Annotated in this window: 5 protein-coding genes; 2 read left to right on the plus strand and 3 right to left on the minus strand. The window is 70.2% G+C overall.

Going from position 1 to position 4,088, the window contains the following annotated elements; all coding sequences use genetic code 11:
- Positions 1-366: 366 nt before the first annotated feature.
- Entirely contained in the window at positions 367-984 is a 618-nt protein-coding gene (locus AB0H83_RS51525; protein ID WP_360111309.1) for a hypothetical protein, read from the minus strand.
- Positions 985-1,125: 141 nt separating this feature from the next.
- Between AB0H83_RS51525 and AB0H83_RS51530 the strand changes: the two genes are divergently transcribed.
- Together AB0H83_RS51530 and AB0H83_RS51535 are read left to right on the plus strand one after the other, a co-directional pair.
- Positions 1,126-1,326 carry a hypothetical protein gene (locus AB0H83_RS51530; RefSeq protein WP_360111312.1) on the plus strand — a complete coding sequence of 67 codons (201 nt, stop codon included), beginning with the start codon at positions 1,126-1,128 and terminating at the stop codon, positions 1,324-1,326.
- Between the two features lie 432 nt (positions 1,327-1,758).
- Positions 1,759-2,652: a hypothetical protein gene (locus AB0H83_RS51535; protein WP_360111315.1), complete on the plus strand. Its 894-nt coding sequence runs from the start codon at positions 1,759-1,761 to the stop codon at positions 2,650-2,652.
- A gap of 120 nt (positions 2,653-2,772) precedes the next feature.
- Here AB0H83_RS51535 and AB0H83_RS51540 read toward each other — a convergent pair whose 3' ends face one another.
- Positions 2,773-3,354, minus strand: a complete 582-nt coding sequence (locus tag AB0H83_RS51540) for a hypothetical protein (protein ID WP_360111318.1) — start codon at positions 3,352-3,354, stop codon at positions 2,773-2,775.
- A 278-nt stretch (positions 3,355-3,632) separates the two neighbouring features.
- Entirely contained in the window at positions 3,633-3,995 is a 363-nt protein-coding gene (locus tag AB0H83_RS51545) for an integrase core domain-containing protein (RefSeq protein WP_360111320.1), read from the minus strand.
- Between the last annotated feature and the right edge of the window lie 93 nt (positions 3,996-4,088).

Below are 4,088 nucleotides of genomic sequence, written 5' to 3' on the forward strand. Positions count from 1 at the left end.
GACGATCTACGGCGTGGCCCTCAAAGGGCTCGGTCCGGCGACCAAGTTCGGCGCCGCCGGCCTCGTGATGGCCATCGTGGGCGGCGCGATCATGCGACCGCCTCAACTGGCGCAGCGCGCAGGTGCGGACAGCGCTGCGGACCTTCGGCGACATCCTCGCCTACGCCGATCCCGAAGCCGGCACGTTGACCTGGGACGCGGCGACAAAGAAGCTCGCCACAGGTGGTTGCGCCTTCGAGTCCATGAACGACTCGGCGTACGGCGAACTGGTCACCTCCGGCGCACGGGAGGGCAAGGACTTCGGAGCTGTGGCGTTTCCCGGCACCGAACGCGACGACGAACACCGATCGGACCGGCTGAGCGGGGTCAGGCGGTCGCGGGGTTCTTGCGGCGGCGGGGCTGCTTCGCGGGCGGTGCCAGCGGCCGGCGCCCTACCAGGACGGCGGCGGCGGTCGCTGCGGCGAAACCGGCGTACGCCACCAGCGCCGCGATCTCGAACGCGCGGGTCTGCAGGTCCACGGCGAGCCGCGGGCCGAGGTAACCGCGCGGGTCGGTCACCACGTCGACGGCGCTGCCTACCGGGTACTGCGCCGTGTCACGGAAGTCGCCCGGCAGCTCGGCGCCCTCCGGGCCGGTGAGGGTGTACGCGTACAGGCAGCGGCCCTCCTTGGTCTGCATGCACGACGCGTCCTGCACGGTGGCGGTGACCCGGGTACCGGCCTCGCGCAGGTACCAGTCGCCGGGCACCGCGTACGCGGTGAGCATCAGCGCGAGCGTGAATGGGAAGGCCACCCAGCTCGGCCACGTCCGGCCGCCGCTGAAGCGGGCCAGTGAGAACGGCGCGAACAGCAGGCCCAGCATCGGCACCGCCGCGATGATCCACCACAGGGTGGTGCTCAGGGCCGCCGCGACCCCGACCACCAGCCAGGTCGCCGCGGTGGCGAGCAGCAGCCCGCCCGCCGTGGCCCACACCCGTCGTTGCATGATCCGATTGTCGGGCGAGGGCCCGCCGGCCGCTGTCGCGAACCGGCCACCGCCGCTGCTGGGCAGCGGGTTGCCCACCGGCGACGGGCAATCATCTGTGATGGGCATCTCGCTGTTCATGGTCGCCGAAGGAGTGACCTGGTGGCGCAGGGCGATTGGGTGCCTGACGAACTGGATCTGCCGTGGCTGACCCAGTTCGACGTGCGGACGCTCGTGGCGGGTGTCCCGGCCGGTCCGGTGGACGCGGACGACCCGGTGTGGGAGACGTTGCATGACAACGGGCGGCTGCCGTCCAGGGTGCGTGATGCCATCGAAGGTGTGCGATCCCCGCGGGGGCGATGAGGACCACTGCGGCGCCCGCCGCGACGCGGGACCAGTTGGCGTTGCGATTCCCGCTGGGGGCGATGAGGACGACTGAGCAGCTGTGTCCGCGGCCAGTGAATGCCACGGGCACGGACACCCGTCCTCCCGGGACTGCCGGAGCCCGCTCGAACGTCGACTACACGCGCGATCACCCAGGACGGTTGCAGTCGAATTCGCGGTCGCTGCTGACACTTTCCTGACTGAAACCGTTCTGGCCTGCCGGGGGTGTTACCCGCAGTTGACCAGAGCCCGACACCGGGCACATCACGGGAGGTATCAATGAACACAATCTCGCGACGGGGCATGCTCTGCGCGGTCGGCGCCGCGGCCGCCGGTGTCGCGCTGGCGTCTGGAACCGTCGCCACGGCATCGGCGGCGCCGGCCGCCGCCACGGCGACTACGACCTGCGCCATGCAGACACTGCCGGTACCGGCCGACACCTACCGCAGCGACGCAGCTGCGATCGATCCGTCGGGCCGGTTCATCGTCGGCTCGGCGATCGTGCGCCGCGGCACCGACACGTACCCGCTGCTGCTGTGGGACCGTGACCAGTTGACCACCTTCGACGCGCCGGTCCTCGGCGGGACCCCGGTCGACGTCAACCGCAACGGCGTGGTCATCGGCAACGGCTCCACCGGCCTGCTGTCGACGCCGTGGCGGTACAGCCACGGCGTCGGCACCCTACTGCCCGTGATCGACCCCGCCGACCAGACCACCGTCGTGGCGATCAACACCCGCGGCGACATCGCCGGGGTCGGCCTGACCCCCGCCGGCCAGCGGTACGGCATGATGTGGCTCGCCGACAGACCCGGCACCGTCCGGGTCATCAACACCCCGTCCACGGATTCGGTGCTGATCGGTCTCACCGACGACGGCACCATCGTCGGCTCCTCCGGCGGCCTTCTCGAGCCGACCTCGTGGCTGCGCACTCCGCACGGCGTGCTGCGTTCCCTGACCGGCCCCGACGGCGCCGTGGGAACGTCCGTGCACGCGGCGGCCGGGCACTGGGCGGTCGGCCAGGGCTACCAGGCCGGCACGCCCGTCGGGCTGCGGTGGGACCTGCGCACCGGCCGCCTCACCGTGCTCGCCCCCTCCCTCGGCAGCAGCCCGACCGACGTCAACACGCAAGGCATGGTGCTGGCCGGGGACGTGCTCCAGCGCGGCAACACCGTGGTGACCCTTCCGCCACCCAGCCCGGACCACATCATCGGCGGCCGCGCCATCGCTGACAACGCAACCGTCATCGGCTTCCACAATCCCAGGATCCCCGGTGGGGTACGAGCGGTGCGCTGGACCGGCTGCTGAACAACACACGACCCGAGGGCCCGGCTTCGTCCGGGTCCTCGGGTAACCACATTGAGTCATTTTCGTGCGCCCAACGACCGAGCGGTCCGTAGCGGGAAGCGAAGCCTGCGGCGTCGTTACTCAGCTGCCCGTGAGGGTGGCGAGGAGAGTGCCGAGCCCTTCGAAATCGGGGTGACCGCGGCTCGCCGAGGCCGGCCTCGCCGACCACGTCCAGATCCGCGAGTTCGCCTCCACACAGCCCGACCAGCCGTCGCCCTCGTGGCGCACGTTTTCGCCGAGTTCCAGTGACAACCAGACGTACTGCGCGGCGGCCGGTCCCGCATTGCGGATCGTGACAGTGGTGGTGCCGTGGCGCGATCCGTCGTCCGCCGGCGACCACCTGCCGGCTGCCTCTCCATCCAGGGCAGTCTCGCGTGCTCGCCGGAGAGCACCCAGATCGCCCAAATCCTGGCTGCCGGCCGGGCGGCCACAGAGTCCGCCATCGCCGATCGGCTGTCCCGTGCGGCGCGGGAAGGTGACCTTCCGGCCGGTGTGGACGCCCGGGCGCTGGCCCGGTTCATGATGGCGCTCAGCGAGGGTCACGCGGTCCATGCCGCGGCCGGTGCGAGCCGCGAAGACCTCCACGCCTCCGTCGACATCGCCCTGCGGGCCGTCGCGCTGCGTCCGTGAGCGCTGCGCGGCACGCCGGGCATTGCGTTGCATCTCGCAACCAGCCAGAAATCCGGATCAGATTCGATGACAAACGCCCCGCTATGACCCGGAAGCCCCAGCCGAAGGCACCGACCGGTCCCTGCCATCGCATCTGATCCTGTACCGTGCCAAAACTGTGTTTCAGGGTGTGAGCTGCGGATTTGTCGGGTGGATCAAGCTGCCCGGTGATACTCGTTGATCACGCCGCCCAGGACGCGGTGTCGCCGGATCGGCTTGTCGATCGCGACGACCACGCCGGGATCGTAGTCGGGTGGATGCTGGTCCAGGCTCTAGTGCGGCCGATGCCGGCTGAAGTGGTCCTCGTAGTCGCGTACCACCGTGCGGGCGTGCTGTTCGTTGTAGATCAGGACCCGGTCGGTACACTCGGCCCGGATGCTGCGCACGAAGCGTTCCGCGAACGCGTTCGCCCTGGGTGTGCGTGGCGGGGTCTTCACCACGTCGATGCCTTCGGCAGCGAACACGGCGTCGAACGACGCGGTGAACTTGGCGTCGCGGTCTCGGATCAGAAACCGGAACCGTATCGCGCGTTCACCGAGGTCCAGCACCAGGTTGCGGGCCTGCCGGGTGGTCCAGGCGGCGGTCGGGTGGGCGGTGACGCCGAGGATGTGGACCCGCCGGGTCGTGACCTCCATGTTGAGTCGGCCTGGGGCGCGGTTTCGGTGTTGCTACCGGTCCGTTTCCCCAGGCCGCTCGCCGAACCGGACGTGCGACTTTCATCGCATCCG

The organism is Dactylosporangium sp. NPDC050688, from assembly GCF_040654515.1.
Classification (GTDB): Bacteria; Actinomycetota; Actinomycetes; order Mycobacteriales; family Micromonosporaceae; genus Dactylosporangium.